This is a genomic window from Pseudomonas sp. GM24 (assembly GCF_000282235.1).
GTDB lineage: Bacteria > Pseudomonadota > Gammaproteobacteria > Pseudomonadales > Pseudomonadaceae > Aquipseudomonas.
Map to the genome: position 1 here is coordinate 58,292 of NZ_AKJR01000050.1, position 19,548 is coordinate 77,839.

Below are 19,548 nucleotides of genomic sequence, written 5' to 3' on the forward strand. Positions count from 1 at the left end.
AAAACAGGCAGTTTGCCCCAAAACGGCGGCATGGATCCATTTTTCTCACACCTTTCGCAGCAAATTCCTACGCTCACCGGCATGTTCATGCCCCTGAACAGTTATCCTTGCGCCCCCATCTGCGGCTATGCTTTTTTTGCGTCGGGCGGGGAACTTGTGGCACTGCGCCACTTACTGATGAAGAAGCCCGGCACTTTTGATCGACCGGCGACCCTGAACTGACTTTCGAGAGCCTTATTATGTCTACCCCCGCCTCCACCATCCTTGTCGTAGAAGACGACGACATCGTGCGCATGCTGATCGTCGATGTGCTGGAGGAGCTGGAGTTCACGGTGCTCGAAGCAGACGGCAGCGAACAGGCACTGGAAAAGCTTGAAGACTCAAGTCTGCACATTGATCTGATGATGACCGACGTCGGCCTGCCGGGCATGGATGGCCGCGAACTGGCGACCGAAGCACGCAAACTGCGCCCCGCCCTGCCGATTATGTTTGCCAGCGGTTATGCCGAATCCATTGATGTACCCGCAGGCATGCATGTAATCGGCAAACCGTTTTCAATTGATCAGTTGCGTGACAAGGTAAAAGCCATATTGAACAATTAACAACAGGAAATAGCAGCCGAAGCAACTTGTTATATCCACGCATAATTCGCAACGCACTAAACCTGTAATTACTGATCACCGCAGTTCTATCCTGAGTCAACTCTTTGATCTGTGGCGCCTGACAAATCAGCGCCGCTAACAAAGACACTTGAAGCTTACCCGACTCAGGATAGAAGACATGCGCCCCGCAGTAATCAATAAAACTTCATACGTCGATCGTTCTCTTTTCGACAAACAGGAAAGAGCCAACATCACCCAAGCGCTGAATGCTGCCCTTCTACGTTCGCATCCCACTTTGACATTTGAGCAGTACAGCGCGAGCGCGTCTTTACCCGAGACAACCAGGCTTAGCCTGCAGAACCTGTTTTTCCCCTACGTTGCCGGCAGCACGTTCGATGAAGCCTATGAGCCAGCACGTCATGCCTTGCAGAAAATGATTGAAACCGAGCAGTTCTCGCATCTTTGCGAAATTCATGGTTTTCCGGCGAACGCTAGAATCGGTGTCGACGGCGAAGGCAGTATCTTTGGAATATTTGAACACGCCAAACATGAGCTACCCATCGGCGGAAGCGCAGAGACGCTGATGCTGGCCGAGTTTGCGGAAATAACCGGTGGCTATGTTTATTCCGGTTACGACATTGGCATTGAGCAATGGCTTGCCTTTGAAGGTTTGAATCTGCCGCAGACCATTGGCGACATCAAACAATTGATCGCCTATTTGATTTTTGAACTTCCCGCCCCTCCCGACTCCGGCGATTACCACGAGTTACTGAACAGTGAAGCGGATTCACCGTTTCATTTATCGCGCGCCAAACGCGAAATCATCACACAAGCCATTCAGGAAGCGACTGAAGGCAAGAGCACTCTTCTGAAAAAACTGTCCCTCGCCGATTTCAAGCAGATTCCCATCGCCACTAAACGCAAGCACGTGGACGACATTATTACCGACTGTTTGAAGCAGAACTTTGCCAGTGACCTGGGCCGAAAGCTCCATGAGTGCCTCGACTGGCATCTGGAAACGGACGATCAGCACGTGCGCGCCAATCAGCTTCGCGAAATCCTGCAGGCCGCGCTGGTCATCGATCTGGAGGCGCGGACCAACTCGCCCATCCTCGCCGGTTACGACCTGTATCAACCGGCCAATGCAACCCGCCATGCTGCACAAGTGCGTGAAAGCCTCGAGCAGCATCTCGTTAGCGAAGGCTTGATTGAACCAGACTACGCCCTGCTGGCGGCACACCTGTTACTGGCCGGCTCCGCCGCTGAATTTCTGATCGCCGATATACCGCCTGATCTGACCCTGGAAAAACCTGGCTGGGTCGTCATCGCTCAAGCGGTGGCGTTGATCGAACACGCCTCGCCGGGGTCCTCCCGAATGATGACATATAGCCAAATCAAGGCGTTTGCAGAACTGGCTCCGCTGTCCCCCGAACAAATCGAACTGCACCAGGTAGCTGGATTCACCCCGACGATCAATTGGGCAGTACTCAATGGCGTGATCGACTACCGAGCCCAAAAAGATTACGACAAGCCCACGCTGGTCAAGGCTACCGCGCACTTCGAGCGCTACATGGAGGCCCTCAGCCAATCGGAGACGGGTCTGTCGCGAACGCCCACCGAGCGCAGAACAATCGCCCTTGAGGCATTAAAGAAGGTGATGCCCGAAGGCAGTTACCTCGAAAAGAAAGGGTTCTCCATCAAATACCTGAGCAGCTTCAAAGACCGCAGCTGGCTCGAGGGACTCAAGGCGGCGCACCCGGCCGGCATTCTCAGCGAGTTCTATGATGCGCTGCTTAGCACAACCGGCAACAGCGAATACGCGATAAACAAACTGCTGCGCCTGCGCTTCTCGATAGTGGATCTCTACCTGTCCGGCGACCTGATCGAAAATGGCAAGTTGACAGACCGATTTCAGCAACAAAGCGATTTCAAGCCACCCGCTGACGCATTTGCCCGATTGTCCGAACTCGAATTGCCTGGCGTACTGTTCGATCAAGCCTTCGATTGCTATTACAAAGACGTGCGCGAGGGAATGTCTTCGGTCATGAAAATGGCGATTTCGAACATGCCCGAGCGCGATAGACAGGCGCTCACCAACGGCTACATGACGCTTTACACCGTCAGAAAGGAAGTCAATCCACTCAATCCACAGGAAGAAACCCAATTCGCTCGTGACGAAGCGAAAGGTCGCTACGGCCTTATTCTGTGCTGTAACAATGACGATGCATTGCGTACTTATGAGTTATTCAGCTTGCGCGGTCTGTGTCGCGAACGCCCCGAATTACTGGTGTTATTGCAAAGCACGCAGATCATCGATGCTCGCCCGACACTCTCCTTCACCGGCAGCCGGTACGACTTCCAGGCAAAGAACAAAGCCGTGGAATGGCCTCTCGATTTCGCGGCTTACAGCGAGGGCAGCGAGCCCCGAGGTGGCGTGACGTCTCGCGTAGTGGTGGAAAAGCTCTGGCACCTGAATCTGGCCGCCACGGACAATCGACCGGTTTCCCTGTTCTTTTCCCGCGAGGTCGATGACATCGCCGAATGCATCCTGACCCACCATCCTGTGGCCAGCCGTGCCGAGCTGTACGCCTCACTGAATGTGCAGACGGAGTTGGAGGAATGGCGCACAACCATAGAAACCGTTGAACGCTTGGCGATCAACGTGATCGTGCCGTTCAAACAATGTATTGAAGATATCCGTTCGGGGCGTACTGATCGGGTTTCCGAGGGCATCGGTGGCTGTGTGCTGGATGGCCTGTCGGTCATCGGTTTGTTGATTGGTCTGGGGGCAAGCGCGGCAAGTATCGCCGCCAAGACCGGGTCAACCACACTCAAGGTATTGAAAATCTCCAGGGCCGTGGCTCGTGTAGCGCTGTCGTTGATCAATCCGCTGGATGGCTTGCCGACACTGGCACGCAAAGGTCTGCGGCTCGCGGGCCGTGGCATCGTCTTCGTCGGCGAAAACGCACTGAGTACGGCGCGAACCGCCAATGCCCAGTTGCGCAAACTCGTGCGCGGTGCAAATGCCCCTGAGTTGATCAAGTTCGAACGGCTGACCGATATGCGCCAGGCGACCTGGCGCGGGGCGGACGGTGTGAGCCAGGCCGTCGATATTGCCGTGCTGCAACGCAACAAGCGCTGGCACGCACTCAACCTCAAAGTCGGCGGTGCCTGGGGGCCGCGCCTGAAGTTCCTCAATCTGGGGAATTTCTCGCCGTTGAAACGATTGTTCGCTCGCGCCAGGCCCTTCAGTTACACGCAGGGATATCTGACCAAAGCCATTCCCCACGCGAAAAGCAAACTCGACAACACGATCGGCATGCTCAGCAACATACACGAGGACGATCACCATGTTCGCTCGCTGCTCAAGCATGTCTTTGGCACTGACTCTAACGAAGCAATTGAATACATCACCCACAATTTGCGCGCCATGCGCAAGGATCTCGACTCCGTTGATCTCACCAATATGGTATTCCGCCCGCATGAGCCGGACATCCTCGCGGCACTGCGTGTCGATACCTACAAACACTGGAGAGCCGGCGTGGACGCTGGCGTGAAAGTCGATAAAAACGCAGGTCAGTTTCTCGCGATCTACCCGGACAATCTGGATGAGTTCTATCAAGTGTCCAGGTATGACGATGGCAGCATTGGCGATGTCATCGTCCATGAAATGTCGCACGGCGCTCCGGGAACGCTCGACCTTTACTACGGCGAAGTGCTTGCCGGGGTTACTCCCGCCGAGTTCGATGCCGTCGGGCTGCTTGAATTTGCCAGGGACGCGCACAGGGCCCATCCGGATAATCTGAGCAATCCCCATTTCCGCTTTGCCAAGCGTGAGGAATACATCGAGTTCAAGCGAATCAAGGACGGGCTGCCAAAAGTGGTCCAAGACCATCCCGCATTGTTGAATGCGGAATCCTATGCACTGTCTGTCTCGCTCCTGGACCAGCAAGTGACCGCGCCCGCGGCGTTTCAACTCAACCTCTCGGCCATGGAAAACGCTTTGAAGAACACGGCTCCCGGTGCTTTTATCCAGGGGCCGCTGTTGCTTAATCTCGCCAAACCGATGTGAAGAGAAACAGGGCGCATCCAAGCTTTATGGCTGTGGTTTAATTGCGCCCTTTTTTCTCACCTGCTTTAAAGGATCTGCCCCCATGACCCAACCCGATAACACCAAAGTCCTGGTCATCGGCTACGTCTGGCCCGAGCCGCGCTCTTCCGCGGCCAGTGGTCATGTGATGCAGATCCTCGAAACCTTCCTGCAACAAGGCTGGGACATTACCTTCAGCAGCCCGGCCGGTCCCGGCGAGCACAAGGCGGATCTTGCCGCACTCGGCATTCGTGAGGTGCCGATCGAACTCAACAACAGCAGCTTCGATCAATTCATCAGCGGACTGGCGCCGGACATCGTCTTGTTCGACCAATTCATGATGGAAGAGCAGTTCGGCTGGCGAGTTGAAAAACACTGCCCTCAGGCGCTGCGCGTGCTGGAAACTTCCGACCTGCAAAGTCTGCGGCATGCGCGTCATCAGCGACTCAAGTCTCGTCTGAAGGTCAATCCTGACCAGAATGATTTCAGTGATGTCTTTGCCCCGGCCCTGCGCGACGAGTTCGAACTGATGGCCGAAACCGATCTGGCCAAGCGTGAAATCGCCGCGCTGTATCGTTGCGATCTGAACCTGATGATCTCCGAAGTGGAGATCGAATTGTTGATCGAGCAGTTCGGCTTGCCCCGACAATTGCTGCACTGGTGCCCGCTGATGATCGACCCGCCTGCGGTCGAACCTGCAACATTTGCGGATCGGGCGCACTTTCTGAGTATCGGCAACTTCCGCCACGCACCCAACTGGGATGCCGTGCTGTGGATGAAAACCACGATCTGGCCGCTGATTCGCCAACAGTTGCCCCAGGCACAATTGCACATTTACGGCGCGTATACGCCGCCGAAAGCCACAGCGCTGCATAACGCCCGCGAAGGTTTCCACATCATGAACTGGGCCGAAGATGCATTGCAGGTCATGTCTGCCGCGCGAGTCTGCCTGGCGCCCTTGCGATTTGGTGCCGGTATCAAGGGCAAACTGGTCGACGCCATGCTTTGCGGTACACCCAGTGTCACCACGCCGATTGGCGCCGAGGCCATGCAGGGCGATCACGCGTGGCCCGGTGCAGTCACCAGCAGCGCAGTGGAGTTCGCCAACAGTGCCGTGGCGCTTTACAACGACGAGTCGCGCTGGCAGGACGCTCGTCTGGCGGGATACACGCTGTTGAATGAACGCTACCCACAACCAGTACATGGTCCGGCATTGATTGAAAAACTGCGTTATTGCCAACGGAACTTAGAACACCTCAGATCCAACAACTTCATTGGCAGCATGCTCCGTCATCACTCGCACAAAAGCACCCAGTACATGGCGCAATGGATCGAAGCGAAAAACCGACACACACAACAAACACCGGACATATAAGTACGCCTTTTACACGACTTGCATTAAAAGCAAACTTGGCCGAACACCCGGCACCCGTTATAAACATCCTGCGCGCGCAATTCCGACAACTTTCGTTTTCAATTGCAGGATGTACAACATGAACAATCTTGATAATTTCCAACCTTATCAATGGATGGCGGATTCGCCGCAAATCGACAACTTGTCGCTTTTCGAACTTAGTTTGCCGGGTGCCCATAACGCTGGCTGCGACTGGGAAGCGGGTTATGCACTGATACCCGGTAAAAACTGGCTCGCCTGCCAGGATGTCTCCTTTTATTCACAATTGAATCGCGGTGTTCGAGCACTCGACGCCCGCCTGACTTACGATAACAAAGCGCAAGGACTGGCAAAGTTCCGCTTCCACCACAACGGCTACCTTTCTTCCCGTACGCTTGAAGATCTTGTACGCGACGTCAAAGCTTTTTATGAAAGGAACATCAATGAATTCATCATTCTGGACTTTCATGAATTGGGTAGTGGCAAGGACGCATTCGATCATTCGGAGTTTCAAGCGTTGATACTGCAACACTTGGGCGACCGAATGATCCCGACCCGGAATCTGCACCTGACGCTTGGCCAGCTCAAAGCGATCAGCCCATTGCAGCGCATCATGGTGGCAGCCCCCATGACCTGGGAAACCGAGGACTACCGTATCTATGGAAGAATCCAGCACAAGTGGATCGGAAAGCAGCTTGTCAGTTCTCTCGATCTGCAGGGTTACATCAAAGAAGTATTGAGCACTGCCAACAGCACACTTCGCCCGTGGTCGCTGTCAGCAACCAGTTTTTCGATTGGCGGCCCTCAGCGAATTCTGGATGATCTCGACCACTGGTTTGACCCAGCCAGATCGGATTGGGCCAAAAAGTGCAACATCATCAATTTCGACTTTATTAAAAACTCGAACATTGTACGTTTCTGCCAGATGGCCAATCTGGAAAAAGCCATCGAGAAGTCCAGAGGCAGCGTCCGCGAGCAGACCGCTTGAGTGAAGCTGGCGCAAGTCCCGAGAAACGAGGCATGATCGGCAGGCGATAACAAAAAAAGTAGCTCGCCATGACTCGAACCGCCCGCGTGACCGACCCTTCATACGAGTTGATGGATGACCACAACGGGTTGTCCATCATCTACCGCCAGCACGGTTTTCCGTGCCCGCTGGTGCGCTGGCATTTCCACAAGGAATATGAACTGCACCTGATTGTCGCCAGCTCGGGCAAGGTGTTTATCGGTGACTACATTGGCAACTTCTATCCCGAAACCCTGTTCCTCACTGGCCCCAATTTGCCGCACAACTGGATCAGCCAGGTGGCCGAGGACGAGGTCGTTGAAAAGCGCGACATGCTGGTCAACTTCACCGACGAGTTGTTCGAGAGTGGCCACCAGGTGTTTGCCGAACTGAAGACCCTGGCGCCCCTGCTGGAACGTGCGCAGTACGGCATCGAGTTTCGCTGCAAACGTACCATCCGCCAGGCCATGACGCTGATGCAGCGCATCGCCGACAGCAAGGGCATCACCCGCCTCGGGCACTTCTTTATCCTGATGGAATTGCTCGCGGCCAGCGATGATTTCCAGCTGTTGTCCGGCGCCACCACCCCGCAACTGGCCGATGAGCACAATATCGATCGTACCAACCGGGCCGTCGACTATATTTTCAGCCACTACGCCCGCGATATCTCGCTGGAGGAAGTCGCCGCGCATCTGGGCATGACGCCGACCTATTTCAGCCGAGTGTTCAAACAGGCCACCGGGCGCAATTTCATCGAGTTCGTCAATCGCTTGCGTATCAGCAAGTCCTGCGAGCTGCTGGCCGATGGCGACAAACCGGTGACCGAGGTGTGTTTCGAATCGGGGTTCAACAACATTTCCAACTTCAATCGGCGCTTTCAGCAGCTCAAGGGCATGACGCCGTCGCACTATCGGCGGCTTGCGGTGCAGCGCCTGACTGAACAAAACCATCTCTGACAACGCAACTCCCCTGTAGGAGTGAGCCTGCTCGCGATAGCGGTGTGACAGCGTGCAGATATGTTGGCTGACACTCCGCTATCGCGAGCGGGCTCACTCCTACAAGTTGCGATGCCACTCCGGAAACCTGTACGCATCCGACAGCACCTCTGCGCTGAAAAGCCCTTCCCTGCATTCGCCCCACAAAAGCCCAGTGCAAAAAAGTATCGATCAAAGTGTTAGGGATGATTTGTCAGCCCTGCGATTGAAGGCTGTAATCAGCGCACATTCTTCCTGCACAGGAAGACACAAAAACAATAACTGTCCTTCTGTAACCCTACGGGTGCAGAAAAGGAGTGCACGATGCAACCGACTGCAAAAGCTCTGCTTGCCCTCACCTGCATGACCCTCAGCAGCGTCAGCCTTGGCGCCCAGACCCTGACCATCGCCACCGTCAACAACAGCGACATGATCCGCATGCAAAAACTCTCGAAAACCTTCGAGACCGAGCATCCGGACATCAAGCTCAATTGGGTCGTGCTCGAAGAAAACGTCCTGCGCCAACGCCTGACCACCGACATCGCCACCCAGGGCGGCCAGTTCGACGTGTTGACCATCGGCATGTACGAAGCCGCACTGTGGGGCGCCAAAGGCTGGCTGGAACCGATGAAGGATCTGCCGGCCAGTTACGCTCTCGACGATGTGTTCCCATCGGTGCGTGAAGGCTTGTCAGTCAAGGGTTCGCTGTACGCCCTGCCGTTCTACGCGGAAAGCTCGATCACCTATTACCGCACCGACCTGTTCAAGGATGCCGGCCTGACCATGCCGGAGCGTCCGACCTGGGAGCAGATCGCCGGTTTCGCCGAAAAACTCACCCACAAAGACAAAGAGCAGTACGGCATCTGCCTGCGCGGCAAGGCCGGTTGGGGCGAGAACATGGCGCTGATCACGACGGTTGCCAACGCCTACGGCGCGCGCTGGTTCGATGAGCAGTGGAAACCGGAATTCAGCGGGCCGGAGTGGAAAAACGCGCTGAATTTCTACGTCGACACCATGAAGAAATCCGGCCCGCCGGGCGCCTCCAGCAACGGTTTCAACGAAAACCTTGCGCTGTTCAACAGCGGCAAATGCGCGATCTGGGTCGATGCCAGCGTCGCCGGCTCGTTCGTCACCGACAAGACCCAGAGCAAGGTTGCTGATCACGTCGGCTTCACTTTCGCCCCGCATCAAGTGACCGACAAAGGCTCGGCCTGGTTGTATTCATGGGCGCTGGCAATCCCGACCAGTTCCAAAGCCAAAGACGCCGCCAAAGAATTCAGCGCTTGGGCGACGTCAAAAGAGTACGGCGAACTGGTCGCCAAGACTGACGGCATCGCCAACGTACCGCCCGGCACCCGCGCCTCGACCTACAGCGATGCCTACATGAGCGCCGCGCCGTTTGCCAAGGTCACGCTGGAATCGCTGAAAGCGGCTGATCCGAGCAAGCCAACGCTGAAACCGGTGCCGTACATCGGTATTCAACTGGTGACCATTCCTGAGTTCCAGGCGGTGGGCACCCAGGTCGGCAAGCTGTTCTCGGCGGCGCTGATCGGCCAGACCACGGTGGATCAAGCCCTGACTGCCGCGCAGCAAACCACTGAACGCGAGATGAAGCGCGCCGGTTATCCCAAGTAACCGCCTCTAAACCTGTGGGAGCTGGCTTGCCAGCGATGAGGCCGGCACATTCGACATTGCTGTCGGCTGACCTATTGCTATCGCTGGCAAGCCAGCTCCCACAGGGGCCGCGCCGATGTCAGGAATGTTGTCTTTCCTGAACATGTTTCTGCACCCAATTGGTTGTGATCACCATGAATACTTCAACTGCCAAAGCCCACATCGACCTGTCGCAGCCTGCGCGCAAAGTCCGCGTACGCAATCCCGGCTGGTTTCTGGTCAGCCCTTCGGTGGCCCTGTTGCTGCTGTGGATGATCGTGCCGCTGGGCATGACCATCTACTTCTCGATGATCCGCTACAACCTGCTTTACCCCGGTGAAAACCAGTTCGTCGGGTTGGAGAACTTCACATACTTCCTGACGGATTCGGGTTTCATGCCCGGTGCGACCAACACCTTGCTGCTGGTCGGCAGCGTGTTGTTGATCAGCGTGGTGCTCGGCGTACTCATCAGTGCGTTGCTTGAAGCGAGTGAGTTCCTCGGTCGCGGCATCGTGCGGGTTATGCTGATCTCGCCGTTCTTCATCATGCCCACGGTCGGTGCGCTGATCTGGAAGAACCTGATTTTCCATCCGGTCTCGGGGATCCTCGCTTACCTCTGGAAGTTGTTCGGCGCGCAACCGGTGGACTGGCTCGCCCACTACCCGCTGCTGTCGATCATCATCATTGTTTCGTGGCAATGGCTGCCCTTCGCGATCCTGATTCTGATGACGGCGATGCAGTCCCTCGATCAGGAACAGAAAGAGGCCGCGCGTCTCGACGGCGCCGGGCCGATCGCAATCTTCTGGCACCTGACCCTGCCGCATCTGGCACGGCCGATTGCCGTGGTGGTGATGATCGAAACGATCTTCCTGCTGTCGGTGTTCGCCGAGATTTTCACCACCACCAACGGTGGCCCCGGCTACGCCTCGACCAACCTCGCCTACCTGATCTACAACCAGGCGCTGGTGCAGTTCGACGTCGGCATGGCCTCGGCGGGCGGTTTGATTGCCGTGGTCATCGCCAACATCGCCGCGATCATTCTGGTGCGGATGATCGGCAAAAACCTGACTGACAAAGCCTGAGGCCTGCCATGACTCTTCAACAATCCCGCCGGCTGCAAAGCCTGCTGCTCGGCACCCTGGCCTGGGCCATCGCGATCGTGATTTTCTTCCCGATCTTCTGGATGCTGATGACCAGTTTCAAAACCGAAATCGACGCGTTCGCCACGCCGCCGCAGTTCATCTTCACGCCGACGCTGGAGAACTACCTGCACATCAATGAGCGCAGCGATTACTTCAGTTTCGCCTGGAACTCGGTGGTGATTTCCTTCAGCGCCACGGCCCTGTGCCTGTTGATCGCGGTGCCGGCAGCGTACTCGATGGCCTTCTACGAAACCCAGCGCACCAAAGGCACGTTGCTGTGGATGCTCTCGACCAAAATGCTGCCGCCGGTGGGCGTGCTGATGCCGATCTACCTGCTGGCGAAGAGTTTCGGCCTGCTCGATACGCGCATCGCGCTGATCGTGATCTACACGCTGATCAACCTGCCGATCGTGGTCTGGATGGTTTACACCTACTTCAAGGACATCCCCAAAGACATCCTCGAAGCCGCCCGTCTCGACGGCGCCACGCTGTGGCAGGAAATGGTCCGCGTGCTGCTGCCGATCGCCAAGGGTGGCCTCGCTTCGACCGTGCTGCTATCGCTGATTCTGTGCTGGAACGAGGCGTTCTGGTCGCTGAACCTGACCTCGTCGAAAGCCGCGCCACTGACCGCGTTGATCGCCTCGTATTCGAGCCCGGAAGGCTTGTTCTGGGCCAAGTTGTCGGCGGTGTCGACCCTGGCGTGTGCGCCGATTCTGATCTTCGGCTGGATCAGCCAGAAACAACTGGTGCGCGGCCTCTCGTTCGGCGCCGTGAAATGAAGATTGAAAAGCAAAAGATCGCAGCCTTCGGCAGCTCCTACATGGAATGTCGTATCGGCATAAATCTCCTGTAGGAGCTGCCACAGGCTGCGATCTTTTGATCTTAAAAAAACAACAATGTGGAGGCCCATCCTCATGGCCAACCTGAAAATCAAGAATCTGCAAAAAGGCTTCGAAGGTTTCTCCATCATCAAAGGCATCGACCTTGAGGTGAACGACAAGGAGTTCGTGGTCTTCGTCGGCCCGTCGGGCTGCGGCAAATCCACCCTGCTGCGGCTGATCGCGGGTCTGGAAGAAGTCAGCGACGGCACCATCGAACTCGATGGCCGCGACATCACCGAAGTCAGCCCGGCCAAGCGCGATCTGGCGATGGTGTTCCAGACCTACGCGCTGTACCCGCACATGACCGTGAAAAAGAACATGTCGTTCGCCCTCGATCTGGCCGGCGTACCGAAAGCCGAAGTCGAGAAGAAGGTCGGCGAAGCGGCGCGCATTCTCGAACTCGGGCCGATGCTTGAGCGCAAGCCGAAACAGCTCTCCGGCGGCCAGCGCCAGCGTGTTGCGATCGGCCGCGCCATCGTGCGCAATCCGAAAATCTTCCTCTTCGACGAACCCCTCTCCAACCTCGACGCCGCGCTGCGCGTGCAGATGCGTCTGGAGCTGCTGCGCCTGCACAAAGACCTGCAAGCGACGATGATCTACGTGACCCACGATCAGGTCGAAGCGATGACCATGGCCGACAAAGTCGTGGTGCTCAATGGCGGCAAGATCGAACAGGTCGGCTCGCCGCTGGACCTGTATCACAACCCGGCAAATCTCTTCGTTGCCGGTTTCCTCGGCACGCCGAAAATGGGCTTCCTCAAAGGCAAGATCGCCCGCGTCGACGGCCAGAGCTGCGAAGTCTCGCTGGACGCCGGCACGCGCATCACCCTGCCCTTCAATGCTGCCAACCTCAGTGTCGGCAGCGCCGTGACCCTCGGCATTCGCCCGGAACATCTGGAACTGGCGCAACCCGGTGATTGCAGCCTGCAAGTCACCGCCGACGTCAGCGAACGTCTGGGCAGCGACACTTTCTGCCACGTCACCACCAACGCCGGCGAAGCCCTGACCATGCGCGTGCGCGGTGATCTGGCCAGCCGTTACGGCGAACAACTGAGCCTGCACCTCGACCCGGCGCACTGCCACTTATTCGATGCCGAAGGTATCGCGTTGACCCGTCCGCTGCGCGCTGCGGCCTGATTTCGAGAACTCCCGATGAAACTCAACCAACAGAACCTCCATCGTCTGGCCGCCGAAGTGCAACTGCCGGCCTACAACCTTAGCGACACGCGCCAAGGCATCGCGCACATTGGCGTCGGCGGCTTTCACCGCGCGCATCAGGCGTATTACACCGATGCCTTGATGAACACCGGCGAAGCCCTCGACTGGGCCATTTGTGGCGTCGGCCTGCGCGCCGAAGACCGCCGTGCTCGCGATGACCTCAAGGAGCAGGATTACCTGTTCACCCTGTTCGAACTCGGTGACAGCGACGACACCGAAGTGCGCGTGATCGGCGCGATTCGCGACATGCTACTGGCCGAGGACGGCGCTCAGGCGTTGATCGACAAACTCGCCGACCCACAAATTCGCATCGTCTCGCTGACCATCACCGAGGGCGGTTACTGCATCGACGACAGCAACGGCGAGTTCATGGCGCACCTGCCGCAAATTCAGCATGATCTGGCCCACCCAGAAGACCCGAAAACCGTGTTCGGTTTCTTGTGTGCGGCCCTGGAAAAACGTCGGGCGGCGGGCATTCCGGCGTTTACCGTGATGTCCTGCGATAACCTGCCGCACAACGGCGCCGTGACGCGCAAGGCGCTGCTGGCGTTTGCCACCCTGCGTAACAGCAATCTGTGCAGCTGGATCGACGCCAACGTCAGTTTCCCCAACGCCATGGTCGACCGCATCACGCCAATGACCAGCACCGCGCATCGCCTGCAACTGGCGGACAAACACGACGTCGACGATGCCTGGCCGGTGGTCTGCGAGCCGTTTGTTCAATGGGTGCTGGAAGACAAATTCGGCAACGGTCGCCCGGCCTGGGAAAAGGTCGGCGTGCAGTTCACCGACGATGTTTCGCCGTATGAAGAGATGAAGATCAAACTGCTCAATGGCAGCCACCTCGCGCTGACGTATCTGGGCTTTTTGAAGGGTTACCGGTTTGTGCACGAAACCATGAATGACCCGCTGTTCGTGCGTTATATGCGCGCCTACATGGATCTGGACGTGACCCCGCAACTGGCGCCGGTGCCAGGTATTGATCTGACGGATTACAAAAATACGCTGGTGGCACGCTTCTCCAATCAGGCGATTGCCGATCAGCTTGAGCGGGTGTGTTCGGACGGCTCGTCGAAGTTTCCCAAGTTCACCATTCCTACCATCAACCGGTTGATTGCCGATGGGCAGGAGACCAAGCGTGCGGCGTTGGTGGTGGCGGCGTGGGCGTTGTATTTGAAGGGTGTGGATGAGAATGGTGATACCTATTCAATCCCGGATCCGCGCGCGGCGTTTTGTCAGGCGTTGGTGGCGGACGATGCTTTAATTACGCAGCGGTTGTTGGCGGTCGAGGAGATTTTCGGCACGGCGATACCGCGTTCGGCGGAGTTTGTCGCGGCGTTCGAGTGGTGCTGCAACAGCTTGCGCGAAGAGGGTGTGACGCGGACTTTGCAGCGGATTCTGGATTGAAAAGCCCCTCACCCTAGCCCTCTCCCCGAGGGAGAGGGCTAGGGTGACCGAGTGGTTTGTGCAAGTTACATCGACCTGAACGTCCGGAGTCGAACTCAGGTATTGAACAGCACCTGATTGAGAGAACCGCAGTCGAACTCAGGTTTTGAACAGCCCCGGTTTGAGAGAACCGGAGTCGAACTCAGGTTTTGAACAGCCCCCCGATCAGCTCCCTTCCCCCCTCGCCCCTTTGGGGGAGAGGGTTGGGGTGAGGGGGTAAGCTCTTGATCTTCACCACACCCGAGTGGTTCACACATGACAACACAACAACTGTTCCTAGGCATCGACTGCGGCACACAAGGCACCAAAGCCATCATCCTTGACGCCGCCAGCGGTCAAGTCATCGGCCAGGGCGCCGCCGCCCACACAATGATCAGCGGCGCCAACGGCCGCCGCGAACAAGACACCCAGCAATGGCTCGAAGCCTTCGCCCTCGCCACTCGCCGCGCATTGTTGGCGGCGAATGTCGATGGCCAGTCGATCCTCGGCATCGGCGTCTCCGGCCAGCAGCACGGTCTGGTCCTGCTCGATGATCAAGGTGAAGTGCTGCGCCCCGCCAAGCTCTGGTGCGACACCGAAACCAGCGCCGAAAACGACCGTCTGCTCACTCATCTGGGCGGTGAAAAAGGCTCACTGGAACGCCTCGGTGTGGTTATCGCGCCAGGCTACACGGTGTCGAAGCTACTCTGGACCAAAGAACAGCACCCCGTGGTGTTCTCACGCATCGCGCGTATTCTGCTGCCCCACGACTACCTGAATTTCTGGCTGACCGGTCGCGCCTGCAGCGAATACGGCGATGCCTCGGGCACTGGCTATTTCAACGTGCGCACCCGCCAATGGGACTTGCAACTGCTGCGCGACATCGACGCCAGCGGACGCCTGCAAGCTGCACTGCCTGAGCTGATAGACGCGCATCAATCTGTCGGCACCATCCTCCCGGCGATTGCCGAACACCTCGGCATCAACCCCAATGCGCTGGTCTCCAGCGGTGGCGGCGACAACATGATGGGCGCCATCGGCACTGGCAATATCCAGCCCGGCGCGATCACCATGAGCCTCGGCTCTTCCGGCACGGTTTACGCCTATTCCGAAGTACCAAAAGTCAGCCCGGACGCTTCGGTCGCGACGTTCTGTTCGTCCAGCGGCGGTTGGTTGCCGCTGATCTGCACCATGAACCTGACCAATGCTACTGGCGCGATTCGCGAGCTGTTCAACCTCGATCTGCCACAGTTCAACGACCTCGTCGCGCAAGCCCCCATCGGCGCCGACGGCGTGAGCATGCTGCCGTTCCTCAACGGCGAGCGCGTTCCCGCCCTGCCCCACGCCACCGGCAGCCTGCACGGCTTGACGCTGGATAACCTGACCCAGGCCAATCTGTGCCGCGCCGCCGTCGAAGGCACCACCTTCGGTTTGCGCTACGGACTGGATTTGCTCCGCCACAATGGTTTACAAAGCCGCAGCATTTGCCTGATCGGCGGCGGTTCGAAAAGCGCGGTTTGGCGGCAGATCGTTGCCGACATCATGAACACCCCGGTGATCTGCACCGAACAAAGCGAAGCCGCGGCACTTGGCGCAGCGATTCAAGCGGCGTGGTGCAAATCCTGGTCGAATGGCCACGAAGACAGCCTCGCCGACCTGTGCCAGCGCTGCGTGAAACTCGATTCAAGCAGCGAAACCCTGCCGATTGCCGCCAACGTTGCGGCGTTTCAGCAGGCCTATGAACGCTATCAACAGCATGTCGCAACCCTATAAAGAGCAAACAATTATGTATTTGGTGTGTGGCGAAGCCCTGTTTGATTTTTTCAGTGAAGACGACGCCAGCGGTCTGGCCTCGAAAGTCAATTTCAAGGCGATTGCCGGCGGCTCGCCGTTCAACGTCGCCGTCGGTTTGCGCCGTCTGGGCGTGGACTCGGCCTTGTTCGGCGGGCTGTCCACTGACTACCTCGGCCGTCGTTTGCAGCAAGTGCTGCAGGACGAAGGTGTGTGCCCGGACTATCTGGTGGACTTCGCCGCACCGACCACGCTGGCCATGGTCGCCGTCGGTGCCAATGGCTCGCCGCACTACAGCTTTCGCGGTGAAGGCTGCGCGGACCGGCAGTTGAGTCTGGTGCATCTGCCGGCGCTGGGTCCTGAGGTGCGCGGCTTGCACATTGGCTCGTTCTCGCTGGTGGTGCAGCCGATTGGCGACACCTTGCTGACGCTGGTACAGCGCGAGAGCGGCAAACGCCTGATCACCCTCGACCCGAACGTACGCCTCAATCCCGAGCCGAACATCGACCTGTGGCGTGAGCGCATCGCGACGCTGGTGCCACTGGCCGATCTGATCAAGGTCAGCGACGAAGACTTGAGCCTGCTCTACCCCGAACAGGATCCGCAACGCGTGATCGAAGGCTGGCTCGAACACCGCTGTCAGATTGTCTTCCTCACCCGTGGCGGCGACGGCGCCAGTGTGTTCAGCCGCCAGCATGGCAACTGGTCGGTGCCGGCGGCCTCGGTGAAAATCGCCGACACCGTTGGCGCGGGTGACACCTTCCAGGCCGCGCTGATCACCTGGCTGACCGAGCACGGTCTGGATTCGGTCGAAGGCGTGCAGCAACTCGACCGCGAGCAGATCGACGCCATGCTCAAGTTCGCCGTACAAGCCGCCGCGCTGACCTGCAGCAAGACCGGCCCGGATCTGCCCTATCGTCACCAATTGAGTTGAACGCGTAGACTGTCGGCCTTTTTGCGCACGACGGGATAACGGCTTTTGAATTACAGGCAGACGCTTGGACTACTGACACTGGCAACGCTACTGAGCGGGTGCGGCACCTCGCCGCCCCGTTCGCCGGAAGATATCTGCGAGATTTTCCGCGAGAAAAGCGACTGGTACGACGCGGCGCAAGTCACGCAAAAACGCTGGGGCGTGCCGATTCAGGTGCCCTTCGCGATCATGTATCAGGAATCCGGCTACCGCTACGACGCCAAGACTCCGCGCAAATACTTGCTCTGGGTGATCCCGTGGGGCCGTGTGTCCACCGCATCGGGCTATGCGCAAGCCAAGGATGAAGTCTGGGCCGACTATCAGAAAAGCACCGGTCGCAGCGGAGCCGATCGCGAAGACTTCGACGACGCCATCGACTTTGTCGGCTGGTACATGGACAAGACCTATTCGATCAACGGCGTCTACAAGTACGACGCCTATAACCAATACCTCAACTATCACGAAGGCTGGGGCGGCTTCCGCAACAAGACTTACGCGAGCAAAGCCTGGCTGATGCCGACGGCGCGCAAAGTGCAGAACCGTTCGGATGTGTATGCGCGGCAATATGCCGGGTGCAAGGAGGATTTGAATCGCGGATTCTGGAGCCGGTTCTGGCATTGGTTATAACAGCTTCGGGATCCCGTGTAGGAGCTGCCGAAGGCTGCTCCTACAATGGAGGTCTTTACAGGACGGAGAAGCTATAACTCACAATCAACCGGGTCTCATCCACATCCCGGGCAAACTTCTCATAATTGGTGCGATACGTAGCATTCCTCAAACGCAGACTCACATCCTTGAACGTGCCCGTCTGAATCACATACTTCAACTCGCTGTCGCGTTCCCACTCCTTGCCTTCCTGATCACTGCCCAACACCTTGATGTGGTCACCGTTCACATAACGGGTCAGGAAGCTCAAACCATTAATGCCAATGGCCTTGAAGTCATAGTCATAACGCAACTGCCACGAACGTTCCTGCGCGGCGGCGAAGTCGTTGACCTGCACGTAGTTGACCAGATACGGATTGCTGCCATCGAGGTACGGCATCGAGTTGTCGCCGTTCATACGCTGCCAACCGGCGCTGAACGTATGGCCGCTGTGCGCATACGACAACATGCCGCTCAACGCACGGTTATCAATGGAACCGGCCTTGGCATCACCGCTATCGGCACTCTTCAGCACCCGCAGATCTGCTTTAAGTACACCGCCAGCTAACGGTTGATTACCCAACAGCCCGACAAAGTGCTGACGATAGATGTCTTCCAGTTCAGCGTAGTGATACTGCGCAGTCAGACGATCGTTGATCTTGTAATCGAAGCCGTACATGTCGAAATGGTCGGCGGTGGTGTTGCAGGCGTAGCGCTTGTTCTTGCAGTGCACGCGGATGTCTTGCGAATCGGTGGAATCACGCGCGGTGTACTTGTCCAGACGCGCGGCCATGAAGGTCAGGTCTTTCAGCTCTTTAGAAGTGAGCATGGCGCCATTGAACATGGTCGGCAGCAAACGGCCGTCGTTGTATTTCAGCAACGGCAGATCCGGCAGTAGCGCGCCGTACTTCAGCACGGTGTCCGAGACTTTGACCTTGGCGGTCAGGCCCATTTTCGCGTACTGGCCTTTCGAGCCGCGCGGATCGTTGCCACTGGAAGGCAGCAAGCCGCTGTTGCTGCGGTTCGGGCTGGAATCGAGTTGAAAGCCAAGCATGCCCAGCGCATCGATACCAAAACCCACCGTACCTTCGGTGTAGCCCGATTGCAGGTTGAGAATAAAGCCCTGTGCCGACTCTTCACGCTTGGAGGCGCCCTGAGCGTTCGAGGTGCTCCCATCACGGAAATCGCGGTTGAAGTACACCGTGCGCGATTCGATTTTCGCCGTGGTGTCTTCAAAGAATCCGCTGGCCTGAACCTGTGCGGTAAAACCTGCGCACAGCACAAAGGCTCCGAAGCCAAACGACTGGCGCGGGGTGATGAGGGGAAATGGGGGACGCATGAAAAACTCCAACAATGCAGCGTTTGCGCAAGCGCGCAACAAGCCAGAAAAATAGCTCCCGTCCCGGGTCAGATTGACCGGGAGAAAGTGAACACGCAGGGGTGAACGGCAATGATGGCAGATGGCTTTGACGTGCTACAGGCGACTTTAGTCTGAATCTGACTGAGGATTCTTCAACCCGGGATCGTGGGAAAAGTTGCCGGCGATCAACGCCAATTCGCACTAAACACCCGTTTTCATTGGGCCAAACACCCCATCTAAGGGTTTTCCCTATACCGCAAACCTGCCAGACCTACGGCTTTTGTGCCTTGAACGAGGCTGCTTAATCCTCCATCATCCGTCACCTGCTTATTCAACGGACGGAATTCAAGGCATGCTGGACGCCAACGCAACCCACATCACACTCACGCTTGAAG

At 57.4% G+C, this 19,548-nt stretch carries 14 protein-coding genes; 13 read left to right on the top strand and 1 reads right to left on the bottom strand.

Translation table 11 applies throughout. The annotated features are described in order from the left end of the window. Nucleotides 1-239 precede the first annotated feature (239 nt). The 13 genes from PMI23_RS08405 (at nucleotide 240) to PMI23_RS08465 (ending at nucleotide 17,775) form a co-directional block, all read left to right on the top strand. Nucleotides 240-602: a response regulator gene (locus tag PMI23_RS08405; RefSeq protein WP_007914955.1), complete on the top strand. Its 363-nt coding sequence runs from the start codon at nucleotides 240-242 to the stop codon at nucleotides 600-602. Nucleotides 603-780: 178 nt separating this feature from the next. After that, nucleotides 781-4,674 (top strand): hypothetical protein, encoded by a 3,894-nt coding sequence (locus PMI23_RS08410; protein WP_007914957.1) that lies wholly within the window; start codon nucleotides 781-783, stop codon nucleotides 4,672-4,674. Nucleotides 4,675-4,756: 82 nt separating this feature from the next. After that, nucleotides 4,757-6,067 (top strand): glycosyltransferase, encoded by a 1,311-nt coding sequence (locus PMI23_RS08415; protein WP_007914960.1) that lies wholly within the window; start codon nucleotides 4,757-4,759, stop codon nucleotides 6,065-6,067. Between the two features lie 118 nt (nucleotides 6,068-6,185). Further along, on the top strand, nucleotides 6,186-7,073 hold the full coding sequence (locus tag PMI23_RS08420; protein ID WP_007914963.1) for a hypothetical protein: 888 nt from the start codon (nucleotides 6,186-6,188) through the stop codon (nucleotides 7,071-7,073). Nucleotides 7,074-7,141: 68 nt separating this feature from the next. Continuing rightward, nucleotides 7,142-8,047 (top strand): AraC family transcriptional regulator, encoded by a 906-nt coding sequence (locus PMI23_RS08425; RefSeq protein WP_007914965.1) that lies wholly within the window; start codon nucleotides 7,142-7,144, stop codon nucleotides 8,045-8,047. A gap of 342 nt (nucleotides 8,048-8,389) precedes the next feature. Continuing rightward, nucleotides 8,390-9,700 (top strand): ABC transporter substrate-binding protein, encoded by a 1,311-nt coding sequence (locus PMI23_RS08430; protein WP_007914967.1) that lies wholly within the window; start codon nucleotides 8,390-8,392, stop codon nucleotides 9,698-9,700. 173 nt (nucleotides 9,701-9,873) lie between these two features. Further along, nucleotides 9,874-10,800 (top strand): carbohydrate ABC transporter permease, encoded by a 927-nt coding sequence (locus tag PMI23_RS08435; RefSeq protein WP_007914969.1) that lies wholly within the window; start codon nucleotides 9,874-9,876, stop codon nucleotides 10,798-10,800. Nucleotides 10,801-10,808: 8 nt separating this feature from the next. Then, nucleotides 10,809-11,639, top strand: coding sequence for a carbohydrate ABC transporter permease (locus PMI23_RS08440; RefSeq protein WP_007914972.1), 831 nt, complete (start codon nucleotides 10,809-10,811; stop codon nucleotides 11,637-11,639). Nucleotides 11,640-11,774: 135 nt separating this feature from the next. Beyond that, nucleotides 11,775-12,878 carry an ABC transporter ATP-binding protein gene (locus PMI23_RS08445; RefSeq protein ID WP_007949744.1) on the top strand — a complete coding sequence of 368 codons (1,104 nt, stop codon included), beginning with the start codon at nucleotides 11,775-11,777 and terminating at the stop codon, nucleotides 12,876-12,878. Between the two features lie 15 nt (nucleotides 12,879-12,893). After that, entirely contained in the window at nucleotides 12,894-14,366 is a 1,473-nt protein-coding gene (locus PMI23_RS08450) for a mannitol dehydrogenase family protein (RefSeq protein WP_007914977.1), read from the top strand. Nucleotides 14,367-14,660: 294 nt separating this feature from the next. Further along, nucleotides 14,661-16,157: a xylulokinase gene (xylB, locus tag PMI23_RS08455; RefSeq protein ID WP_007949745.1), complete on the top strand. Its 1,497-nt coding sequence runs from the start codon at nucleotides 14,661-14,663 to the stop codon at nucleotides 16,155-16,157. A gap of 13 nt (nucleotides 16,158-16,170) precedes the next feature. Next, nucleotides 16,171-17,109 carry a carbohydrate kinase family protein gene (locus PMI23_RS08460; protein WP_007912128.1) on the top strand — a complete coding sequence of 313 codons (939 nt, stop codon included), beginning with the start codon at nucleotides 16,171-16,173 and terminating at the stop codon, nucleotides 17,107-17,109. A 45-nt stretch (nucleotides 17,110-17,154) separates the two neighbouring features. Then, on the top strand, nucleotides 17,155-17,775 hold the full coding sequence (locus PMI23_RS08465; protein ID WP_007912129.1) for a transglycosylase SLT domain-containing protein: 621 nt from the start codon (nucleotides 17,155-17,157) through the stop codon (nucleotides 17,773-17,775). 55 nt (nucleotides 17,776-17,830) lie between these two features. Here the strand turns inward: PMI23_RS08465 and PMI23_RS08470 are convergent, their stop codons facing one another. Next, nucleotides 17,831-19,132, bottom strand: a complete 1,302-nt coding sequence (locus PMI23_RS08470) for an OprD family porin (protein ID WP_007912132.1) — start codon at nucleotides 19,130-19,132, stop codon at nucleotides 17,831-17,833. Between the last annotated feature and the right edge of the window lie 416 nt (nucleotides 19,133-19,548).

Coding starts and splice junctions, on each gene's coding strand:
- PMI23_RS08405 (WP_007914955.1), top strand. CDS start 240: ATGTCTACCCCCGCCTCCACCATCCTTGTCGTAGAAGACGACGACATC.
- PMI23_RS08410 (WP_007914957.1), top strand. CDS start 781: ATGCGCCCCGCAGTAATCAATAAAACTTCATACGTCGATCGTTCTCTT.
- PMI23_RS08415 (WP_007914960.1), top strand. CDS start 4,757: ATGACCCAACCCGATAACACCAAAGTCCTGGTCATCGGCTACGTCTGG.
- PMI23_RS08420 (WP_007914963.1), top strand. CDS start 6,186: ATGAACAATCTTGATAATTTCCAACCTTATCAATGGATGGCGGATTCG.
- PMI23_RS08425 (WP_007914965.1), top strand. CDS start 7,142: ATGACTCGAACCGCCCGCGTGACCGACCCTTCATACGAGTTGATGGAT.
- PMI23_RS08430 (WP_007914967.1), top strand. CDS start 8,390: ATGCAACCGACTGCAAAAGCTCTGCTTGCCCTCACCTGCATGACCCTC.
- PMI23_RS08435 (WP_007914969.1), top strand. CDS start 9,874: ATGAATACTTCAACTGCCAAAGCCCACATCGACCTGTCGCAGCCTGCG.
- PMI23_RS08440 (WP_007914972.1), top strand. CDS start 10,809: ATGACTCTTCAACAATCCCGCCGGCTGCAAAGCCTGCTGCTCGGCACC.
- PMI23_RS08445 (WP_007949744.1), top strand. CDS start 11,775: ATGGCCAACCTGAAAATCAAGAATCTGCAAAAAGGCTTCGAAGGTTTC.
- PMI23_RS08450 (WP_007914977.1), top strand. CDS start 12,894: ATGAAACTCAACCAACAGAACCTCCATCGTCTGGCCGCCGAAGTGCAA.
- xylB (WP_007949745.1), top strand. CDS start 14,661: ATGACAACACAACAACTGTTCCTAGGCATCGACTGCGGCACACAAGGC.
- PMI23_RS08460 (WP_007912128.1), top strand. CDS start 16,171: ATGTATTTGGTGTGTGGCGAAGCCCTGTTTGATTTTTTCAGTGAAGAC.
- PMI23_RS08470 (WP_007912132.1), bottom strand. CDS start 19,132: ATGCGTCCCCCATTTCCCCTCATCACCCCGCGCCAGTCGTTTGGCTTC.